The organism is Herminiimonas sp. KBW02 (genome assembly GCF_003852535.1).
Classification (GTDB): Bacteria; Pseudomonadota; Gammaproteobacteria; order Burkholderiales; family Burkholderiaceae_D; genus Oxalicibacterium.
The window spans coordinates 101,961-119,983 of the sequence record NZ_QAJP01000004.1 but is presented as its reverse complement, the minus strand read 5'-3'; the positions used below and the strand labels follow the sequence as shown (position 1 = coordinate 119,983).

Here is an 18,023-nt window from a genome sequence, read left to right as displayed (position 1 = left end):
TAAAGCAACAAACTAATACTAGTTAAACAACCACACCGCGCCCAGCAGAATAGCGAGGCCGACAGCGAGCTTGCCTGCGAATACGGTACGTTGCGGCGCATAGGTCAGCAACAGAACCAGTAGCAAAGCACCTGCCGTCATGGTGCCCAGGCACAACACCGAACCAACGGTCCAGCCTTGCAGCTTGACGCTGATGGCATATGTCGCCAGCAAGGCCAGCGTTCCCAGCATGCGATACAGATTGCGCTCGCTCTGCTGCGGTTCCTTGCCGCGCCCGTGGATGTCGGCGTAATGCCGATCCATGCCCAGGCTAAGTGCGGTCCAGCCACCATACGCCCACGCCAGCGCTGCTATGAATCCGAACGCGCTCATACTGCCTCCTGCATAGGGCGCTCAATGTCGCCCCTGTTTTGCTCTGCCGGCTTGTCGACTGCTTTTGCCTTGGCCACTGCTTTCTTTTGTCCCAGTCGCTTCGCTGCATAGAGCAGGCTTAAGCCAAAGGCGAGCGCGACCAGATCAAAACCAGCCACTGCCCACGGACCTTTGCCCTGCAGCAGGGTCACACCCAAATGCGAATTGGTAGTGAATACATTCAGCACCGGTATCAACGCAAACAACAAGCCGCCTGCCGCCAGTTGCCACTGCCACATGCGGCGATTCGGGCGGATATGCGCCAGCACGGCAGCCGTACCCCATGCAATGAAGAACCAGCTGATTTCAGTTTCTATCCGTTTTTCGATACCAACCGCCAGCAAGCGATTCGCCCAGAAATATGCAGCCAGTGCAATTGGCAAGCCTGCAATCGCGCCTATGTTCAGGCCGTCAACCAGGCGCAAACCAAAACCGATGCGGCCACCCTTGGCCAGCTCCTTGGCATAACCCTGTCGTTTCTTGACCGCCCACAGCAAGGCACCGGTCGCGACCATCGCACACCCCGCGAGGCCGCACAGGAAAAACAAGGTGCGCAATAGAGGATTGGCGAAGTTCGCTATATGCAAACCGTACAGCACACCGCGTGCTTCGACTGCAGTACTGGTTTCGTCACCGATAGATGAAATATAAGCACCGCTAACGCCGTCAAACTGCATGGACTGACGTGAATTCGACAGCTTCTTTTCCTGCTCGCGTGTGATCTGGATGGTGGCGTTTGCATCCCCCGGATTATTGATCGTCACCCGACCGATAGCGCCGCCGTTCCAATGCTTCTCGGCTTGCGCCAGCATAGGCGCAAGCGGCGCCAGCGGTGCGGCAATGTGGGCAGGTTTTTTGTTCTCCGCCTGACGGAAGGCTTCGGCAGTAAATGCTTTGTCATCACCCTTGTAGGCGGCCTGTATGCCGAACGGCATGTACATAAACATCAGCGTCACCAGACCCGTGTAGGTAATCATCAGGTGATACGGCAAGGCGAGTACTGCCACCGCGTTATGTGCATCCAGCCAGGAACGCTGGCCTTTTTTCGGGCGAAAGGTAAAGAAGTCCTTGAAGATACGCTTGTGCGTGATCACACCGCTGACGATGGCAACCAGCATGAACATGGCGCAGAAACCGATAATCCAGCGCGCCCAGATCGCCGGCATGTAATGCAAATCGTAGTGCAGGCGATAAATGAAATCGCCGCCGCGCGTCTCGCGTACTTCCGCCAGACGCTCACCTGTCGCAGGATTCAATTGCGCGCGCTCGAGTTTGCCCCTGCCCTTTTTACCAGGTTCAGGTTGCGCGATCCACGTTACGCCTACTGCCTGATTACGTTCATCCGGCAAGGTAATAAACCAGCGTGACGCACCTGCACCGTCTTTTTCCAGCATGTGCACGGCCTTGTCTATCGCTTGCGCCGCCGGTACCGGTGCCGCTGCAGAAGCATGCAGCTCGGGCTTCATCCACAGGCTGATCTCATCACGGAAATACGAAGCCGTCCCGGCGAAAAACACCAGGAACAAAATCCAGCAAACCAGCAAACCTGACCAGGTATGCAGCCACGCCATCGACTGGCGGAATCCTTCTTTCATGCGAAACTCCGTTGTGCCAGCAAACCCAATCCCAGGATAGCGGCAGGTAATACAATGCCTATCCAGGCACGGAAGGCACTACGTGCGGCAAACACCCACAACACCGCGCAGGTATAGACGGTAAAAGATAACAAGGTTGCCGTCAGCACGGCGTCTATCCTTACCATAGGCAGGATCAGCGCCAGCAAGGCGGTCGCGAGCGCCGTCACGACATAGCCGCCGAGGATGGCAGCTATGGCACGTGAGGCAACGCCTAAGCGGTATTGCAATTCCTGGTTCAGTTTCATCTGCTTGAAATCATTTGAATTGAATGCGCAGCCGACACGGCGCGACTTCATTGACGCTCATCTGTTTGTAGCAGGCGACCGTATTGTTGGAATCCGCAATCACGGCATCTTATGGGCACCTACCAAGACGCGACTATTTTAATCGATAATGATTATCATTAACAGAAATTAAGTGCATGTATGTGAATTTTTATTGATTTTTGATAAGTACTAAAAGCTTATCCAGACGCACTTTGCGTACATTACCTGTGCAGATATGCGGGTAAATGTGAGGGAAAACCGTAAAAACCGGATGAAGAACCGCGTTGCAGGCTCTCTCAGTTGGGTTGCCAGGATGGCTGTCAGGATCAGGTCGGATAACCCAACAACCGCGAGTGAAGTGCAAAGTCCGCGGTTTTATCGCCCGCCACAGGCTCCTCGTGCTGCGTACTTTCAAACTCCATCACGCCGCCATGATCATCATGATGGGCGACCATGCGACGCTCGGTTTGCAATTGCTTCAAATCAGATTCCGGCAAGCTGGAATAGGAAGCGAGATCGGCCACTTCGACCGCATTGGGCCAGCGCCGACGGTTCAGGTTACGGAAACGGAAATACTCAACTGTAGCCCACAGCAGCAAGGAACCCGATAAGGCCATCACGATCAGCGCGTAGGAAACCGTCAGATGGCGCACATTGAGCATATCTGCCGCGTAGGTCAGTTCATTAATCGAGTGATAACCCAGCATCCCCGCCACCAGAGTAAGCAAAGGCCACCACAGATACACGAAAAAACCCCAGAACACGATGGTGACCAATGCACTGACGACCTTGGTCAGCGGCGCGACCAGATGCGGTTTGTTGAGGATGAGTGGATTGGTTTCCTCTTGCAGATCACTAGTCATGATTACCTCGATGCGGCTGTGATACAGCTTCATTCGGGACCGGCTGTAATGCTTTTACGTGCACGCCATCAGCCGAACCGACGCCGCGATCCGGGCTGACCCAGACGGCACGGCGTCCGCTCTTGCGAAACAGCACTTTGGGTACCGACCAGACGGTGGTGCACATATTCAGCATCCAGTAAAAAACCGGATACCAGATCATCCAGAAGTAATGGCGATAAACTTTTTTGTCGTAGTGCCGATCCAGGATCATGCCGACCAATACCTGCAACAGGCAGGTGGTGCCGATCAACACGCCGTGCCAGCTCGGGAAAATCTCTACACGCCACAGCGGCGGTATGTAGATAAACAAACTAAGGACGTACAGCACCAGTACTGTGACCATGGTGTAAGCCCACAGTACCGAAAGGTTGTACTCGATGTACACCAGCCACAAGCGACGCAGATGCCAGTGACGGAAGATGTAAGCGTATTTGAAAATCGCCTGCACCCCGCCCATCGCCCAGCGCAGGCGCTGCTTCCACAAACCCTTGACGGTTTCCGGCATCAGGATCCAGCACAGTGCACGCGGCTCGAAACGGACATCCCAGTGATTGGCCTGCAGCTTCCAGCTGATATCGATATCTTCGGTCAGCATTTCCGGGCTCCAGAAGCCGACGTCCAGCAAGGCGCGGCGACGGAACATCACGACCACGCCGGAGACGGTGAACAAGCGACCATAAATACGTTGTGTACGTTTGATGAGACCGACAATCGAAGAAAACTCACCGACCTGCAAACGTCCCAGCAAAGTCGAACGCGTACGGATACGCGGATTGCCGGTCACTGCGCCGAGGCGCGGGCCGGTTTCAAAATGCTTGAGCAGCCACGGTATCGAATCCGGATCAAGGATGGCATCACCATCGATACACATCAGGAATTCACTCTTGGCAATCAGAGCCGCCGTATTCAGGGCCACTGCCTTGCCCTGATTGCGCGCCTGGTGCACGACGCGCAGCTTGGGATAGGTCGCGATCAATTCGTCGAGAATGGCGCCGGTGTTGTCCTTGCTGCCATCATTGACGCAAATGATTTCATAGTCCGGATAATTCAGGCGCGACAAGGCATCCACCACGCTGCGTATATTGTCGCCCTCGTTAAAGCAAGGCACGACCACTGAAACCGGCGGCGTCGACTTCAGTTCCGTCAGTGGATTCAGGTCATGCAGACTGGTCCGCTCATACCGCAGGTAATACGTAATACCACCGATGATCCAGACATAGGCCATGAACAAAGGATAGTAAAAAGTAAAACCGAAGAGGACGTTTTCAAATGTCATGACTATCTCCGCGCCGGATGCGTTTCTACGGAGATTTCAGGCTTAATGATGGCTTCTTCCGGCTGGTTAGCGTGGAAATCATCAGGGTAGTAACCGACACCGCGTGCACCGGCCAGGCGCAACTGACGTATCTGTGCCGCCAGCGTCGCCGACGGAATCGGCTGGCCGGTACGCCAATCCTTGCTTTGCAATTCAAAGACTGTGGTGCGCAGTGCACCTGGTGTTTTCTTCACGGCCTCCATCAGACGCGCCAGCCAGTCTGCAGGATCTTTCGCACCTTCCATGTAGGGCATGGCCATGATGGCGGTGTAATCGTAAGTCGCGAGAAAGCTCGTGTAAGTCTGAGCAAACCAGTCTTCCGAATCCGGGTTCAAAACCGGTTCAGCATAGATGTTGCGCGCCGTCATCAAGGCCGGCTGGTATTTGCGCAGGGTCGCTGCCAGATGCAAAGTAAAGTCGTTCAGGTAAGCCGTTTTCTTTTGCGCCCACAAGCGACGCATCTGCGGATCATTACGCATCTCTTCCATCGAGCCGGACAATTTCCACTGATCGCGATACACCGCCAGCGCGGCCGGGCTGGCGTCTTCGTAATCCGACAAGGTTGCATCATCGTGAAATAACACACCGTAGAAAGCGGAATGCTTACCCAGGTCTTCGTAGATTTCGGTAATGGTTTGACGCGCCAAAGGATCGAAAGGCGAGAGGCGCAAATAGCGATTCTGCGATGCAGACTCAGGAGCACCCGGCATGGTCTGTACCAGATGCGTAGCTGCCGGATTGGTGTCCGGCAGTTTGAATGCCATTACCGGCATCCATGCATACACGCGTACACCGCCGCGGGTACGCAACTGCCACGAAACGCGTGTAAACAAATCAGCGCGCATCGGCATGTGACGATTCGGAAAATACAAGGCATCGGCGACGCCGTCGCCATCCGGATCGGCATACGCTTGCAAATAAACTGTAGTCGGACGCAAACGCACGATGCGGTCCAGCAATTTCGATAAATTCGCTTCCTGTACTTCCGGATCAGGATCGTAAATGTAATCGAGGTCGATATGGATCACGCGTTCCAATGGACGTTCGCTGCCATCGTAACTCGCCGGCTGGCGCAAAATCTCGGCCAGACCTGAGAGTTCGGTATCAAATACCACCAGCGTACGGCGAATGTAATTCGGATCATCCTTAGGCGTATTCGGACCTGGCTCCAGATTAAGCGAAATCGGCATGCCGACTTCTGCCGCGATCTTGTTCGCAATCTGGCTATTCGCACCATATGGCCACACCATTGCACGCGGACGTTTGCCGGTTTCCTTCTCGATCAGGCGTGCGCTGCGCTCCAGGTCTGCACGTATGCGCCTGGCATAGTCTTCGTCACTTTCATATTGCTTATTCTGCGGCCAGTAAAAACGGGTAATCGCAGCCGGCATCATATTGCCCTGCGGATTACCAATAATGCCTTTGTGCAGACTATGCGAATGCGAAGCAACTTCGATCAGACCCGAAGCCTGCATCTCACGTACCTGATCCCAATTCACGAATGCATTGCGTGGCGCCTTGATATCGCCAAACTGCACTGGCTGATCCTGCGGCGTCTGTATCCAGTCACCGACGATGGCGATCAAAGCCGGGAAGCCGAATTGCTTCAGCATAGGAAACACCTTGGTGTACATGCTTTCGAAACCATCATCAAAAGTCAGCAGGATGGCTTTGTCAGGCAGCGGCTTTATACCTGCACGTGCATCGATGATTTGCTGCAGGCTGACCGGGTGATAACCGTTTTGATCCAGCCAGCTGAGCTGCGCGATCAGATCACGTGTGTCGACAGCGGTCGCTTCAGGCCAGACCTTGAAACTCTCCCGCACGTTGTCACGCACATCGTGATAACACAGCACGCGATAGGATTGCGCCGGGTCCGTCCCTTGCGTCGCGATCTGCAAGCGTGGCACCTCTACTTCCACACTGGTCTGCGACCAGGCCAGTCCGGGTAATAGTGTCACGGCCAGCACACATAGCAGGTGCCGGAAAGCGTTTTCAGATTTGCGCAGACTGCCCAGCGCTATCGCCAACAGGTTCTTCACTTAATCGCCCAATTCAAATTCATATATCCGTAATGACGTTTTTCGCGCACCCCGTCATACGGGTGCATGCTGACGCCGAGACCGTAACCGAGGCTGAACTCATCATCCAGCGACCACAGGTGACCATACTGCAAACCAGAAGTCGTGCCGGTGTTGAAACCTTCCTGCGAGTAACGACCGGTATAGACCTGCACTTGCTGCAGCATCGAACGGCGATAACGACGCCAGGTACGCCATTCACCCAGCAAGGCGACGGTCGCTTCCTGATCACTGGCAGGATTGAAGTACACAACGCCCTGCGCACTGTTACGGGAGGTCGCCAGTGAGACCAGCGTATCCAGTTTGAAGACCGGGCCACTGATCCAGCGCTCCGTCCATCCGATGCCATATACATCGCGATCATTGCCATCGCTGTATTTGGTATTCGATACTGCCGCATCGATGCTGCGCGATTCGTTGAGCTGCCAGGTCACGCCCGCCAACAAGCGACGAGCAGTCACATTCGCGTTGTATGCAGCAGCCGACAAATCATTGACGTTGCTGTCGGCGGCCAGACGGATACGCCAGTAATCGGAGAAGTACTTCACGACTTGCAGGGCAATGCCGCTTTTATTCGCGTTCTGTGTGGCCTGATTCACTTCACCTTCAACTTCCAGATCGCGCACGCGGTAATCCAGGCCGACGCCGATACGGCTACGCGGCACACTCGCTTCAGTCGGCAGGCGACGATCGACACTGCCGGTCGAACGTGAAAGATGGGTAAATACGCGGAATTCCTCACCCAGCGAATTAGTCAACGGCGCTGAGTACAACTGCGCATCAAAAATCGACTCTGCTGCGGCCAGTTGCCCGCCTTTACCCAGCGTCGTGCTGATTCTCAAAAATGGACGGTCATGGATATCCAGCCTGCGCGCAAGGTTTTGCACGCCCTTGTTTTCCGGATACTCATGCGTCAACGGTAGCGAGATAATTTTGGCCTGTGCGAATTCATTCAGCGCCAGCAAGCTTTCGCCGCGCCCTACCTCTGCACTTACGGACTTTTCATCGTCCATTTGCATCAGCGTAAATTCTTCCAGCGCGGCACGCGGATGTTCGCGCGAACTTTGCAGACTGGCCCATGCGAGTCTGACTTGCCCGTTGAAAGGTGCGATCCCGCGCAACTCAGCCAGATGTTTTTCCGCCTCGTTCAGGCGCTCTGCATACATGCGCATCAAGGCTGGTGTGACGGTTGCCGTCGGGTAGTCGCCATTCGGCGCTTCGACCGAAGGAATACCGCGATTTGCCAGCGTCGGCGTCAGCTTCATCACGCCATCGGCCACTGCCTGCGCTTCATCGTGCTGCTCGGCTTCGCTATAGGCATACGCCAGGCCGTTGCGCCAGCTATCAACGTTCGCGACATCACCGCGACCCGCATCAGTGATGGCGGCGATATATAAATCACGCGCCCGCTCCGGTTGTTCCAGATAGAGGTAAGCATCAGCAGCAGCCGCTTTTGCATAGGAAGGCATCGCGACATCGGCAGCCAGCAATTCTTCATATAGCTGCACGACTGCTTTCATCATCTGCCGGTCACGCAAGGCAACCATGCGATCAAATCTGGTCACATTTCGTGGTTCAAAACGCTGCAACACAGATCCCGTTTCAACGATGGCCACATCTGTAGTCTGGAAGCGTGGTGTTTTTACATCCACATTCAACTGGGCTTCGCCGTAAATAATGGTATGACCTGCGACTGTATGGGCAAGCAGTCTGCGCTCGTCTTTATTGAACCAGTCCAGGCGTTTATCCGCAGTCCGTGTTGCCAGATAAGGCATGCCCGCACCATTCAGTGCAAACACATAGCCACGCTAAGCTTCACGCGATTGTGGATCCAGTCGCAAGGCGTCCTGGTAAGCCTGCGCTGCATACAGAGGTTCATCGCGACGCATGTAAACAAAGCCCAGCAAGGTAACCATGGGCGCGTCGCTGCGCTTGTATGCAGAACCGAAAGCGGGAAGGAAACTTTGCACGTACTGGAGAGCGGCATCAGGCTGCTTCTGCCCCAGCAATGCATGGACCAGGCCGGTGCGCGCTTCCATGTCAGCGGGGCTGCTACGCAGCACCATGCGGTAGATTTGTTCAGCCTGTGCCCAGCGTTCGGCAGAACGGGCGGATTGCCCGAGTGATTTCAGGACATAAGCAGGTGTGCCGGCAACGCTCAATTCATCTGCGTATGCCAGTGCACCATTAAAGTCGCCGCCCCATCCGAGTACGACGACCAGGTCATGTAAGACTTTCTGATTTTGCGGATACTCACGATGCCACGCCTGCAGTTGCGCTATCGCGCCAGCGGTCTGACCGTCGCGCGCAGCAAGAATCACGGCATCATATTCATTCAATGGAATAGCTGCTTGCGCCAGATTTGCCAAGCCGAAACCAAAAAAACAAAATGTAATCCCAGATACTGCTACTTGCAAACGATTGCGCTTATTTCTCATGAGCTCGCTAAAAAAATGGAATGTGAATTTACAAAAATAAACACACATCTTTAAAAGCGAATCGCCAAGCAATTGCTCCTCGCTGCCAACATATGCCAATTTAATAACAAAGTGACTTTTTTGTTGACATAGAGTTCATACGAACCTGATAGCAACACGGATTCACTTATAAAAAATTGCGACATAGCGATAAAAAATATGCGCTACGCAAACTTCTTCGCAGCTTTTTTTTCGCGTCAAAAAACAACTCTGAAACACGTGAAAAAAGTCAAAAAGAATAGTCTCAAAAAGTAGAGCGGACTTTATCAGAGGTGCGGAAAAACATTGTGAACAATTGATAATTCATGGCAACAAAAATACACACTGTGAAATGCAATTGAAAACCATTGAAATATCGAGTGTTTATGCGGCTCTCCGCCAGTTTTTTGCGCAGGGAAAGTATGTTAAATATGCTTGCCGAAAGGAAACAAACGGCAAAATAAATAATGAAACAAAACCGATCTCGCACCGTATATTTCCACATGGAAATTAATTTAATTTCCATGTGGAAATAGAAGCAAAAAACAGCGTCATATTTTTGCCTCGCATAATGGCCATTTCACATCTGCACAAATGAAAATCTCCGGCAGCCAAATGCACTTCCGGAGATATAAAGATCTCTTTCTGTTATCGGATCAGAAAGCCCAGCGTGCTTTCACAGAAGCAGTCTGGTTGGTAAATCCATTTCGTGCTTCGGCGTCATAACGCACAGCAATCTCGGTGTTATTGCCGGTCTTGCGCACCAACCCCAGTCCGCCACGCACAGTCCACGGACGCTGCTCCATGCCATAGGTCGCAAACGCTGCCTGCGGTGCACCGGCGAACGCGGCAATGATGGCCGTGTTCCCTTTAACAGCTGTATACGCAGCACCCAGATTGACCAGGAAAGTCGTTTTGTCGTTCAGCTTGTGCGCCAGCTTGCCATCGGCCGCCAGCAACAATTCATTCGCACTGCGCCCCGCCACATTCAGGTTCAAGGCGCCTGCGCCACTTTCCTGATAAGACTGATCCTTGATCCAGGTGTAATCAGCGCGCACCGACGGCGTGAAACTGGTATGCGCATTCAAGGGCAGGACTCGGCCAATACCAAGCCCGACGTGCGCCGTCAGACTCTTGTAATCGGCGCTGGCGGTACTACCTGTGAAAGCGATACGACGGCTGCCCTTGTTACTGTTCTGGCCGATATCTGCCTGGAAATTCAGTTCAGTATTTTCATCCAGCGTATAGCTACCGTATCCCAACAATTGGAATACATCGACATCCATATGCTGTGGCGCAATCGCAGAATTGCCATCGACCTTGGACTTGGCATAGGCAAAGCCTGCTCCCAAACGACTACGTTCATTCACAGCCATATCGGCACCTGCCACGAAACCGGTGCTGTTCGCCTTGAAGCCGGACTGACCATCGCGGTCGTCCTGACGCGCCCATGAACCGAATGGTTTGAACCAGACGTATTTGTCACCGATCACGTCATCACCTGAAGACAAGCCGCGATTGTTTTCTATCCGCGCCTGCACCACGCGATTGATGCTCGTAATGGATCCCGTCGCAGCAGCCATCGAGCCGCCATTGAGTAGAGGCAGCGTTTGTGTGACAGCATCCGACACCGCCTGCTTGCTGGTCAGTCCGACAAAATGGCTGCCTATCGCGCCGCCAGGATGCGCCGTAATGACTTGATCCAGTACGCCTGCTGCACCCAGTGCCGGCGTGTTGTTCGCTTCCCGGACACTCGCGAGCACTGTGACCGGCGCCTTGGCCAGCGTCAGATGTACGGCATTGCCATCCTTGACGGCCGAGAAATCAAACAGGATGGAATTATCGGTAACTGCAAACGTGCCATCACTATTCAATGTCGTCGCACGCAGGATATTTTGCAGACGATCAACGCTGAAGGAGTAATCACGTGGACTGACATCGACATCAATTTTTGCATTGGACGCGAGGTTGGCAGTGCCATCCACCACGAGCTTGCCGTAACTGGTATCGCTGCCGACACCGACACGCAATACGCCGGTGGTGCTTTGTGAGTAACTGCCATGTATGGTCGCCGTTACTCCACTGGCCAGCTGCACGGTACCGGCATTGCTAAAACCATTGCTACCTACTGTGATACCGGAAGCCAGCATGCCCGAACTACTGTTCCCTTCTGACATTTTGAAGAGACCATCAGCAGCAACCGAGAAACCTTGAAGGTTCATCGCATTACCAAGTGAAAACGAGGCACCGGATGCCACAGTGAAATCGCTGTTTTTCGCATAGACGTCGCCTACATATGCGGCGGAGCTGCCATGGGCACCCAAACCACCCAGCGTTGAATCATCGCTGACGTAAACGGAATACACGTGGCCGCTGATGATGCCGCTATTCACGATATTGCCGTTGATCTGACTCGCGCCTGCCACGTTAATACCGAAGTTGCCATCTATTTTTCCGCTCGCCGTGTTGACGATATCGCCGTTAATCGTCGAGCCGGTGAGCAGATGGAGACCGCTGTTGTCCCATACATATCTGGCATTGGCACGGATCGTGCCGCTGTTATGAAGCGCGACGCCATGCGTGTCGGCACCCAGCGAAGAAGCACCTTCCAGCCTGATTGCAGTACGCTGGCCTTCTATCGTCCCGCTGTTCCGGATGCCGCCGCCAATTTCGCTGTTAGCCGCAGCCTGAATACCGTAAAAGTTTGTCCCGGCTATCGTGCCGCTATTGGTGAGTCCGTCGCGCAAGATGCCCGTCTCATTGAGAAATATTCCTTTGTCCGTTCCTCTGAGCATGGCCTCATTATTGAGGCCGCCGTTGACTGTCCCCCGGTAATCGATCAATACCCCGGTATTCAGGCTGAGAATACTGCCCGTATTGTGAATACCGCCACTCAGAATGGAACCGCTGTACACGCCTATGGCAACCGTCCCGATGTCTTCGATACGTCCGGTATTAATGATGCCGCCGGCAACCGTTGCATTGCTATTGAGGGTGATGCCACCCTGGAAAATGTCGCCGTTGTTAACGATCCCGCCAGCCAGTATGCTGCCGCCATACATATTGATGGCCCTGTAATTGGCGGCACGGATAGTACTGCCGACATCATTCAGTATGCCGTTGGCTATCGTCGTACGGTCCAGATTGATGCCGGCAACTTGCTGGCCCGAGACGTCAATCGATCCGCCATTGATATTGCGTATGCTGTTCACGCTGGAGGAACGCAAAGTCAGGGTATTGCCAATCTGGCCACCGTCGTTGATAAGTGAGCCGCTGATGGTCGCACCAGTCGCATACAGTGCACCGTTGGAAAGATTGTAGCCATTGGCGACCGCAGTCAGCGTGCCGGTATTGCGAATATCTCCAGCCACACTCGCGTAATCGAGAGAGATGCCAATATTGGTATCCGAAGCGATGCTGCCGTGATTCGTAATGCTATTGATAGCGCTACTCGTGTAAATGGCCGCTACGCCGGTACTGGAAATGGAACCATTCGCACCGACCTCTACGCTGGCACCGCTACCAAGTACACAGTTGTCACCAGACGTCGCGCCATTGATCAGCGTGGGACTACTCGTACATAAATCCGCGGCAGACACCGGGGTCGCATTCAACAGAAGCGCCACCACTCCGAGTATGGTTGCAGCACAGATCGTGGATGCACGGCCCCGGCTGGATGATTTTTCATGGGTGACGATAAATGCCGAGCGTGCTCTGCTCCAGACGATGCGATAGGCTTTGTTCACGATAGTTTCCTTCCTTGTTACGCGACTGACGCGCGCTATGTCTTGTAAAAAACCAAGACTGGAAGTTATCGAAAAATTGCCGTACGGAATCGAGCAAATCTGAGCGGTACCAGACTAAAAAAGTCGGAATTAAGCTGGCACACCCATCAATCAGGCCGGTGCAGATGGCGGCAAGCACAAGGAAAAAGTCACCCGTCTTGCGCTGCCATCATTATCCAGACGCACGCTGCCGCCATGCATCTCCGCGATGCGCTGCACCAGGTACAAACCCAGTCCGGCACCCGGCTGGTGTTGTGCAGCATGACCACGGAAATACTTCTGGAACAAACGCCCGATCTCATCCTCAGGTACGGGTTCACCATGATTGCTGACGGCGATATGCAAGGCTCCGCTCTCATCGCAGGCGACATCGACATGGATAGCCCGTCCCGGCGTCGAATGACGGTCTGCATTCGCCAGTAAATTGCGTAAAGCCACCTGCAATAAACCTCGATCACAAAAGAAAGAAGATGGCAGCGGCTGTGTTACCAGCGTGATTCTGTCTTCCGGCCATTCAGCCAGGGTGGCATCCAGCACTTGGCGGGCGTCGCACAGCGCCGGCCGGAATGCCGTCGTACTCGCATCCATCCGATCTGCAGTCAGGTATTCATCGACCAGTGCCGCCATCCGGCGCGCGGCATCGCGCAGATTCTGGCAACGCTGCAAAGTACGTTCACGTGCTGCATCCAGGTTCTTCGCAATCTGTTGTGCTGTTGTATTGATGATGGCCAGCGGCGTCCTGAACTCGTGCGAAACCATGGCCACGAAGTCCTGCTGCTCTTCCTTGATGCGCCGCTCCGCCTCCAGCGACTGCCGCAGCTCCTGCTCCAGTTGCACCCGCTGCGCGATTTCCTGTTGCAATGCTGCGGTACGCTTTGCAACCTGCACTTCCAGACCTTCATTCAACTCGCGTATCGCATTGACCGTTTCCGCCTGCGCGATTTCCTTATCGCGCCGCAAACCGTCATAGCGCAAATTCAGTCGCAAACTCATCAGTATCATGTGCAACAAGGCACCGATGGCGATCGCATGATCGGTCCAGAAATTCGTCGGTACCACCGCCATATTGCGCAGGTAACTGACCACCGCCCCGGCATAAAAGATGCCGAACACCAGCAGGAAAAAGCGTGCTGGTTTGTGACCTCGGCCCAACAACCATAGGGCGATGCTGATAAACACCACAATCAGGGCCATCGCTACTTGCTGCATCAGAATCACGCCGACAGAAAAGCGGCCACTTAATATGAATAAGGCACTGAGCAAGGCCACTGCGCGCGCGCCATACAGCACCACGCGACTAAAGCGTGGCCAGACCGGATGCAGTTCCAGCTGCTGCAGGGAAAAATGCACGCCTACCGCCAGGCTGACGCACATGGATAAACCCAACAAGGGATCGGACACAGTGACCGGGATATGCAAAACTTGCTGCGGCAGTGCGACCGTCATCAATTCGGTCAGGGTATTCATCAGCACATACAGCAGGTACAAGCCACTCTGCTTCTCCCGCGTCATGCGCCAGAAGAACACGTGCAAGATGATCAGCAATGCCAGACAGCCGAAGTACAAGCCATAAAACAAATACTCGCGTCGTGACGTATCGCCGAAAGCAGTTTCAGACCAGACTTCCACATTGGTGGACATTGCATTCTTGCTCTGCAGGCGTATCAACCATACTTCCTGACCGATAGTCTCCATCTGTACCGGCAACACCACATTGCGCGTATCCAGTGGCCAGGATGCACGCCCGGTGTCTTCCCCTGCGCGTTGTTCACGCCATGCATGCGCGCCATCCGGCCGATATAAACGCACATCATCCAGCAAGGCATTCGTGAAACGTACCAACCAGTCCTGCGGCGCATCGGCCGCCCGCACCACCACCAGGCGCAGCCAGATCGCGTCGCTGGTATATCCAGCGCTAAGAGCGGCGGGAATCGCCTGCCAGGCCCCGGACGCCAATGCCTGATCAGGCGTCAGCTGCGCGTCGGGATCACGCAGCATGGACAGATGGCCACCACCCGACGCTTTATGTGTCGTCGCCCGCAAATCAATGGCGGATTGCGCCCACCCCGCTACAGGCAGCAGCAGGCTGAACAAAAGTAAGAATAAATAGAGACGTTTCATCGGCGGCGAGAATAACATGCGCATCGCTTTTTTTGATTTTTGCAAACGCTCAGAAACACTCAGTTCCGGAACGACCAGAATCAGCTATGCTTATGCGATGTATAAGCTCATTTTGCTCGAAGACGAAAACGTATTGCGCCAGGAATTAGCCGAATTTCTGGGTGACCTCGGTTACGAAGTCGATGCGGTCGCCACTCTGGCCGAATTTCGTCAGCTTTATTCGGCAAGCAGTCATCAAATGGCGGTCCTCGATCTGACCCTGCCGGATGGCGACGGCATGAATCTGATCAGGGAATTGCGACAGCTGGGACATCGCATCGGCATCGTGGTCCTGACTGCACGCGGCGGCACGCCGGACAAAATCGCCGGATTGGACGAAGGCGCTGATTACTATCTGGCGAAAACAGCCGACCTCGACGAACTCGCCGCTACCCTGGCGGCACTGAAACGTCGACTGGCCCTACCAGAAGCCAATGGCTGTTGGATACTGGAAGTCGGCCGTCGTCGCCTGCTGCCACCGGGGCTGTCTGCCATCCCCCTCTCACGACAGGATGTCACCGTGCTGCATACCCTAATGGCTGCGCAAGGAGAAACCGTCACGCGCCAGCACATCGTGCAGGCACTGGGCGAAGACTTCCTGCATTACGACCAACGCCGGCTGGATACGCAAATACGACGCCTGCGGCGTAAAGCAGAAGAGACACTCGGTATCCCGTTGCCGGTCAATACCTCGCGCAATGTCGGCTATAGCTTCTTTGCCGAAGCATTGATCCGGGTCTGAGCGTCGTACTTATATACCCTGAAAGACAAAAGGCCTGGCCGGTACGAAGCTACTGCTCACTTCTCCGGAGTATGTATGCGATTGATGCGGCCCCAGGTCCAGTTTCTTCACTCGCCCCGTCTCTTTGGAGAAATCGACTTTTCTGATATCGACCCAGAATGTATTGGGCGTCATTGCCGATTCAAAGAAATAGAGCTTGCGCTTGTGATCAAAGACGGTGCGCCAGCGGGTAGACGAAATTTCAGGCTGATCCGGCGTTGCAATGCCCAGCGGCACCGAAACATTGCGGATCACGCTGAACACACTGGCCAGGCTTTCATCAGGCGCGGCTTTTTGCGGAATGGCATTGACATAAAATGATGCGCGCGCAAAACGGTCAGATGCCCGATTGGTACCCGGCAGCATTACGGTACCGCCTATCTGCTGCCAGTATGCATTGAGCGCGAGTTGCTGATCGTAGGTAGGCGAGTTGGTCATGACCTGATACTGGCGACCATGATGGATCACCTGCTTCCCGTTGATGTATTCAAACACTGCGCTGTCGCCGCTGGCGTCAGAGATCGCCAGATGCAAGGTAGTCAGGCGCTGCTGGCCGGGGACGTTATCGGTAACCAGCGTAAACGGCTCGTTTTTGAGTACTGCCACCGCTTCCGCCACGCTGGCAAAGTTATCCAGCACATACTGCGTCCACGCCGCTATCGTCAAACCCGGTTTGCTGCCGGCCTCAAACTTCGGATACTGCGATTCCGTCAGCCACAAGACGCCGGCATAGAGACCGGCTTCGTTGACGCCATCGGTCGTGGAAACATCGTAAGCCGTTGTCACCACCGAACCATATTTCGCTGTCCAGCGCAGCGAGTTGGGGCCGGCCTCACCGTTGCGTTCGATGCCCCGTGGCAGGATATAGAGATTGCTGCCTATGTCGTACTTCCAGTCCATGGAGCGGGCGGTCACGACATTGCCGTCCTGTCCCAGATAAACGAAGCGCGTACATGCATTGCCATGCATAGGTGCTGCCAGCAAGCCTAGTACGCACAGCTGTGCTGTCAATTGTCGCCACCGCCTGAACCGGAATCCCATGAGACCTCCTGTAGAAATGGATAGTGAAACGCCTTCCTGCTGACAAGCGTCAATATAACCGGTAATCAGGGAGATGCGAATGGCAGGGATGCGGACGGCATCCCATAGACTTATGGGATGCCATGCAAACTAATGATGTGATAAAGATTTCAGGACATGTGCATGGCAGGCACAGCATCCTCAAATACACGCTTGTTGACGGCGACATCCAGATCCGGCCGCTGTATGCCGTTCTTCGCCGCCACCACTTCAGCCATGATGCTGATGGCTATTTCAGATGGCGTTTTACTGCCTATATAAATACCAACCGGGCCGTGCAGACGCGCCAGACTTTCGCCACTGAGTTCGAAATGCTCGGACAGACGTTCACGGCGCGCCGCATTGTTGCGGCGGCTGCCGATGGCGCCCACATAGAATGCCGGACTGACCAGCGCTTCCATCAAGGCCAGGTCATCCAGCTTGGGATCATGGGTCAAGGCGATGACGCAGGTACGCTGATCCGGCTTCATCTCATGTACAGCATCATCCGGCATTCCTTCAACAAAGCGCACATTCGGTACACTCCAGCCACGCCTGTATTCCTCACGCGGATCGCACACTGTCACAGAGAAACCACTGAAGGCAGCCATCGTTGCCAGGTACTCGGTCAATTGTCCGGCACCGATCAGCAACATACGGTAACCCGGTCCGAACACCGCCTTCATCGCAAACCTGGTAACGGCCAGGGCCGATGGGCTATCCGCCGGAGCCAGTACGACCACGCCGCTGACCAAATCCACTGTACGCTGCACCAGTACACCTGCTTCCAGCTGGCTGACCAGTTGTTCCAGTAACTGTGCATCCGGATTGAACTCCAGCAACAATTCCAGCGTACCGCCGCAAGGCAGGCCGAAGCGATGTGCTTCATCCGCCGATAAGCCATAACAATCCCATTGCGGACGTCGTGCCTGCCCTTTATCCGTAACAAAAGCCTCTCTGCTTGTGAAGCGCGTGATCAGGTCGTCCTCGATACAACCACCGGAGACTGACCCGACCACACTGCCCGTTTCGCACAATGCCATCAGCGAGCCGACCGGACGCGGTGAAGCGCCCCAGGTTCGCGTCACGGTTGCCAGCACTGCGTGCTTGCCTTGCAAACGCCAGTCGCGCAAGGTGCGCAATACGATCAGGTCTAGGTTCTCCATC

At 54.5% G+C, this 18,023-nt stretch carries 13 protein-coding genes; 1 reads left to right on the top strand and 12 read right to left on the bottom strand.

Features of this window, described 5'->3' with window-relative positions; all coding sequences use genetic code 11:
- Window positions 1–18: 18 nt before the first annotated feature.
- The 10 genes from DBR37_RS04985 to DBR37_RS04940 form a co-directional block, all read right to left on the bottom strand.
- Window positions 19–372, bottom strand: a complete 354-nt coding sequence (locus DBR37_RS04985) for a DUF3325 domain-containing protein (RefSeq protein ID WP_124573387.1) — start codon at window positions 370–372, stop codon at window positions 19–21.
- A complete protein-coding gene (locus DBR37_RS04980; protein WP_124573386.1) occupies window positions 369–2,006 on the bottom strand; it encodes a PepSY domain-containing protein in 1,638 nt (545 codons plus the stop codon). Before DBR37_RS04980 ends, DBR37_RS04985 begins: the two co-directional genes overlap by 4 nt.
- Window positions 2,003–2,293, bottom strand: coding sequence for a DUF3649 domain-containing protein (locus tag DBR37_RS04975; RefSeq protein WP_124574154.1), 291 nt, complete (start codon window positions 2,291–2,293; stop codon window positions 2,003–2,005). The genes DBR37_RS04980 and DBR37_RS04975 overlap by 4 nt, the downstream gene beginning before the upstream one ends.
- Window positions 2,294–2,640: 347 nt before the next feature.
- Window positions 2,641–3,177: a poly-beta-1,6-N-acetyl-D-glucosamine biosynthesis protein PgaD gene (gene pgaD, locus DBR37_RS04970; RefSeq protein WP_158610227.1), complete on the bottom strand. Its 537-nt coding sequence runs from the start codon at window positions 3,175–3,177 to the stop codon at window positions 2,641–2,643.
- Window positions 3,170–4,495: a poly-beta-1,6-N-acetyl-D-glucosamine synthase gene (gene pgaC, locus DBR37_RS04965; protein ID WP_124573384.1), complete on the bottom strand. Its 1,326-nt coding sequence runs from the start codon at window positions 4,493–4,495 to the stop codon at window positions 3,170–3,172. Before pgaC ends, pgaD begins: the two co-directional genes overlap by 8 nt.
- A gap of 2 nt (window positions 4,496–4,497) precedes the next feature.
- Window positions 4,498–6,576 carry a poly-beta-1,6-N-acetyl-D-glucosamine N-deacetylase PgaB gene (pgaB, locus tag DBR37_RS04960; protein WP_233588278.1) on the bottom strand — a complete coding sequence of 693 codons (2,079 nt, stop codon included), beginning with the start codon at window positions 6,574–6,576 and terminating at the stop codon, window positions 4,498–4,500.
- Entirely contained in the window at window positions 6,573–8,414 is a 1,842-nt protein-coding gene (pgaA, locus tag DBR37_RS04955) for a poly-beta-1,6 N-acetyl-D-glucosamine export porin PgaA (RefSeq protein ID WP_124573383.1), read from the bottom strand. The genes pgaB and pgaA overlap by 4 nt, the downstream gene beginning before the upstream one ends.
- A 9-nt stretch (window positions 8,415–8,423) precedes the next feature.
- On the bottom strand, window positions 8,424–9,053 hold the full coding sequence (locus tag DBR37_RS04950) for a tetratricopeptide repeat protein (protein WP_233588277.1): 630 nt from the start codon (window positions 9,051–9,053) through the stop codon (window positions 8,424–8,426).
- Between the two features lie 674 nt (window positions 9,054–9,727).
- On the bottom strand, window positions 9,728–12,817 hold the full coding sequence (locus DBR37_RS04945) for an autotransporter domain-containing protein (RefSeq protein ID WP_124573381.1): 3,090 nt from the start codon (window positions 12,815–12,817) through the stop codon (window positions 9,728–9,730).
- A 150-nt stretch (window positions 12,818–12,967) separates the two neighbouring features.
- Window positions 12,968–14,995, bottom strand: coding sequence for a sensor histidine kinase (locus tag DBR37_RS04940; RefSeq protein ID WP_158610226.1), 2,028 nt, complete (start codon window positions 14,993–14,995; stop codon window positions 12,968–12,970).
- A 79-nt stretch (window positions 14,996–15,074) separates the two neighbouring features.
- Here DBR37_RS04940 and DBR37_RS04935 point away from each other — a divergent pair, with 79 nt between their 5' ends.
- Window positions 15,075–15,758 (top strand): response regulator transcription factor, encoded by a 684-nt coding sequence (locus DBR37_RS04935; RefSeq protein ID WP_124573379.1) that lies wholly within the window; start codon window positions 15,075–15,077, stop codon window positions 15,756–15,758.
- A gap of 9 nt (window positions 15,759–15,767) precedes the next feature.
- Here DBR37_RS04935 and DBR37_RS04930 read toward each other — a convergent pair whose 3' ends face one another.
- The gene (locus tag DBR37_RS04930; RefSeq protein ID WP_124573378.1) at window positions 15,768–16,838 is read right to left on the bottom strand and encodes a linear amide C-N hydrolase; all 1,071 of its coding nucleotides are present in this window, start codon (window positions 16,836–16,838) and stop codon (window positions 15,768–15,770) included.
- A 149-nt stretch (window positions 16,839–16,987) separates the two neighbouring features.
- Entirely contained in the window at window positions 16,988–18,022 is a 1,035-nt protein-coding gene (locus DBR37_RS04925) for an XdhC family protein (protein ID WP_124574152.1), read from the bottom strand.
- Window position 18,023 lies beyond the last annotated feature (1 nt).

Excerpts from the sequence above, each read along its gene's own strand:
- DBR37_RS04985 (WP_124573387.1), bottom strand. The coding sequence starts at position 372 with ATGAGCGCGTTCGGATTCATAGCAGCGCTGGCGTGGGCGTATGGTGGC.
- DBR37_RS04980 (WP_124573386.1), bottom strand. The coding sequence starts at position 2,006 with ATGAAAGAAGGATTCCGCCAGTCGATGGCGTGGCTGCATACCTGGTCA.
- DBR37_RS04975 (WP_124574154.1), bottom strand. The coding sequence starts at position 2,293 with ATGAAACTGAACCAGGAATTGCAATACCGCTTAGGCGTTGCCTCACGT.
- pgaD (WP_158610227.1), bottom strand. The coding sequence starts at position 3,177 with ATGACTAGTGATCTGCAAGAGGAAACCAATCCACTCATCCTCAACAAA.
- pgaC (WP_124573384.1), bottom strand. The coding sequence starts at position 4,495 with ATGACATTTGAAAACGTCCTCTTCGGTTTTACTTTTTACTATCCTTTG.
- DBR37_RS04950 (WP_233588277.1), bottom strand. The coding sequence starts at position 9,053 with ATGAGAAATAAGCGCAATCGTTTGCAAGTAGCAGTATCTGGGATTACA.
- DBR37_RS04940 (WP_158610226.1), bottom strand. The coding sequence starts at position 14,995 with ATGTTATTCTCGCCGCCGATGAAACGTCTCTATTTATTCTTACTTTTG.
- DBR37_RS04935 (WP_124573379.1), top strand. The coding sequence starts at position 15,075 with ATGTATAAGCTCATTTTGCTCGAAGACGAAAACGTATTGCGCCAGGAA.
- DBR37_RS04930 (WP_124573378.1), bottom strand. The coding sequence starts at position 16,838 with ATGGGATTCCGGTTCAGGCGGTGGCGACAATTGACAGCACAGCTGTGC.
- DBR37_RS04925 (WP_124574152.1), bottom strand. The coding sequence starts at position 18,022 with ATGGAGAACCTAGACCTGATCGTATTGCGCACCTTGCGCGACTGGCGT.